The sequence below is a fragment of the Campylobacter sp. BCW_6877 genome (assembly GCF_001762445.1).
Taxonomy (GTDB): domain Bacteria; phylum Campylobacterota; class Campylobacteria; order Campylobacterales; family Campylobacteraceae; genus Campylobacter_D; species Campylobacter_D jejuni.
The window spans coordinates 1-3,285 of the sequence record NZ_MJWW01000007.1; the positions used below are offsets into that span (position 1 = coordinate 1).

Annotated in this window: 2 protein-coding genes; both read right to left on the minus strand. The window is 36.6% G+C overall.

Going from position 1 to position 3,285, the window contains the following annotated elements; all coding sequences use genetic code 11:
- The coding region (locus AJ936_RS00310; RefSeq protein WP_070273937.1) for a flagellin A at positions 1–1,613 on the minus strand (1,613 nt) is incomplete at its 3' end.
- A gap of 164 nt (positions 1,614–1,777) precedes the next feature.
- A partial coding sequence (locus AJ936_RS00315; RefSeq protein ID WP_070273938.1) for a flagellin occupies positions 1,778–3,285 on the minus strand: 1,508 nt, incomplete at its 5' end.

Consider the following 3,285-nt stretch of genomic DNA (forward strand, 5'->3'; position numbering starts at 1 on the left):
GCAAAGTCTACATCTCTGATGGTGGACTCTGCTGCTTTAACATTTACTTGAGTTACAGTGATGTTGTTTATAGTAACTTGAAGTTGATTTTGCACCGAACCAATGTCTGCTCTGATTTGATCAAGATTTGTTATAGCGGTTTCTGCTATATCCATCACAGCCATAGCGCCTTTAAGTGTAGTTACACCTGCAGTTTCTTCCTTAACTCCAAAAGCAGTTGTTTTCATAGTTGCAAACTGAGAAAGTCCACTTTTACTTGAAAAACCAGAACCTTTAGATACATTATAAACTGCTGAAAGTTGAGAAGCACCTGAAATAGCTATCGCAGATTCGGCTATACTTGCAGAATAATTTTTCCCACTACCTGCTGAAAATCCAGAACCTGCTGAAAATCCAGAACCTGCTGAACTCATATAAGCAGAAACAGAAGAATACCCTGCTAAAATATTTTGTTTATTTGCAGAACCAAAACCCATAGCATCAGCGACATTAGCATCAATTTGACCTTTAGACTCCCTTAAAGATACAGAAGCCTGAGAGATAAAATTGCTCGCACCAAAACCTGCAAAAGAAAGTCCAGAACCACTGATTAGAATATCCTTACCATCATTTTTTACCAAAGATAAACGACCATAATTTTCCATCATGTCTTTATTAATAAAAGCACCGCCGCCTATACTTCCTTCGATTTTAATCCCTCTACCTTCTCTTGAAGTGAGCAAAAGCTTGCCATTTTCATCTATAGAGGCTTCTACTCCTGTAGTGTCTTTTACAGAGTTGATCGCAGAAACTAAAGCACCATTGCTATCGCCATCTTTATATTCTATCTGGCCGATTTTTACCCCATTAATAGTAAAATCCTCTCCTGTAGATCCTGCTTTAACCGCAGCCATACCTCGAGTTTCCACTGTAAAAGTAGCCCTAACACCTGTTTTATCAGCTGATTTGTTAATCTCTTCAGCTAAAGCACCAAGACCTGTTCCAACTGAAGTTGAAATCACAACTTTTTGAAATTTAAAATCATCTATACCGTTATAGTTTTTCAAAGTGAATTGCACTTCACCACTGCTTGAAATTCTTCCTCCTGTTTCAAAGCGTGTTAAACCGATTTTAGAAGATTGAGTTGCTCCTATAGTAGCTTTGATGGTTTGATTTGAACTTGCACCGATTTGAAATTCTTGATTGATGAAATTACCACTTAAAAGTTGTTTACCGTTAAATGAAGTAGTATTAGCGATATTATCAAGTTCTTCCATCAAACGATTGATATCTGCTTGAAGCATGGTTCTTGTTTTTAAGCTTTGCCCATCTTGAGCTGCTTGAGTTGCTTTAGTCTTGATTGTATCTAAGATCTTAAGTTGCTCATCCATAGCTTTATCTGCAGTTTGTAAGATACCTATGGCATCATTACCATTGTTTATGGCTTGGCCTAAAGTAGCTGCTTGCGAACGCAAAGAGTCTGCTATCGCCATCCCTGAAGCATCATCTGCGGCTGAGTTGATTCTAAGACCAGAACTAAGTCTACTTAAAGACTTATCAAGCTCGTTAGAATTAACAACTGAATTTGCATGTGCATTTAATGCACCGATGTTGGTGTTTATCCTAAAACCCATTTTAAATCCTTTCAAAATATTGCATCGAAAAGATTAAAGCAAGAAGTGTTCCAAGTTTAATTTAATTAAAATTTTAAAAGCTTAAAAAATAAAAAAGCCCAGTATTTAAACTAGGCTTGGATTTGTGTATATTACAGTAATTCTTGTAAAAATTATTTAATTTACTATTGAAGTAATCTTAAAACATTTTGCTGTGTCGAATTTGCTTGAGCCATAGCGTATGAACCACTTTGAGCTAAGATATTTGCTTTAGAGTAGTTTGCACTCTCACTAGCAAAGTCTACATCTCTGATGGTGGACTCTGCTGCTTTAACATTTACTTGAGTTACAGTGATGTTGTTTATAGTAACTTGAAGTTGATTTTGCACCGAACCAATGTCTGCTCTGATTTGATCAAGATTTGTTATAGCGGTTTCTGCTATATCCATCACAGCCATAGCGCCTTTAAGTGTAGTTACACCTGCAGTTTCTTCCTTAACTCCAAAAGCAGTTGTTTTCATAGTTGCAAACTGAGAAAGTCCACTTTTACTTGAAAAACCAGAACCTTTAGATACATTATAAACTGCTGAAAGTTGAGAAGCACCTGAAATAGCTATCGCAGATTCGGCTATACTTGCAGAATAATTTTTCCCACTACCTGCTGAAAATCCAGAACCTGCTGAAAATCCAGAACCTGCTGAACTCATATAAGCAGAAACAGAAGAATACCCTGCTAAAATATTTTGTTTATTTGCAGAACCAAAACCCATAGCATCAGCGACATTAGCATCAATTTGACCTTTAGACTCCCTTAAAGATACAGAAGCCTGAGAGATAAAATTGCTCGCACCAAAACCTGCAAAAGAAAGTCCAGAACCACTGATTAGAATATCCTTACCATCATTTTTTACCAAAGATAAACGACCATAATTTTCCATCATGTCTTTATTAATAAAAGCACCGCCGCCTATACTTCCTTCGATTTTAATCCCTCTACCTTCTCTTGAAGTGAGCAAAAGCTTGCCATTTTCATCTATAGAGGCTTCTACTCCTGTAGTGTCTTTTACAGAGTTGATCGCAGAAACTAAAGCACCATTGCTATCGCCATCTTTATATTCTATCTGGCCGATTTTTACCCCATTAATAGTAAAATCCTCTCCTGTAGATCCTGCTTTAACCGCAGCCATACCTCGAGTTTCCACTGTAAAAGTAGCCCTAACACCTGTTTTATCAGCTGATTTGTTAATCTCTTCAGCTAAAGCACCAAGACCTGTTCCAACTGAAGTTGAAATCACAACTTTTTGAAATTTAAAATCATCTATACCGTTATAGTTTTTCAAAGTGAATTGCACTTCACCACTGCTTGAAATTCTTCCTCCTGTTTCAAAGCGTGTTAAACCGATTTTAGAAGATTGAGTTGCTCCTATAGTAGCTTTGATGGTTTGATTTGAACTTGCACCGATTTGAAATTCTTGATTGATGAAATTACCACTTAAAAGTTGTTTACCGTTAAATGAAGTAGTATTAGCGATATTATCAAGTTCTTCCATCAAACGATTGATATCTGCTTGAAGCATGGTTCTTGTTTTTAAGCTTTGCCCATCTTGAGCTGCTTGAGTTGCTTTAGTCTTGATTGTATCTAAGATCTTAAGTTGCTCATCCATAGCTTTATCTGCAGTTTGTAAGATACCTA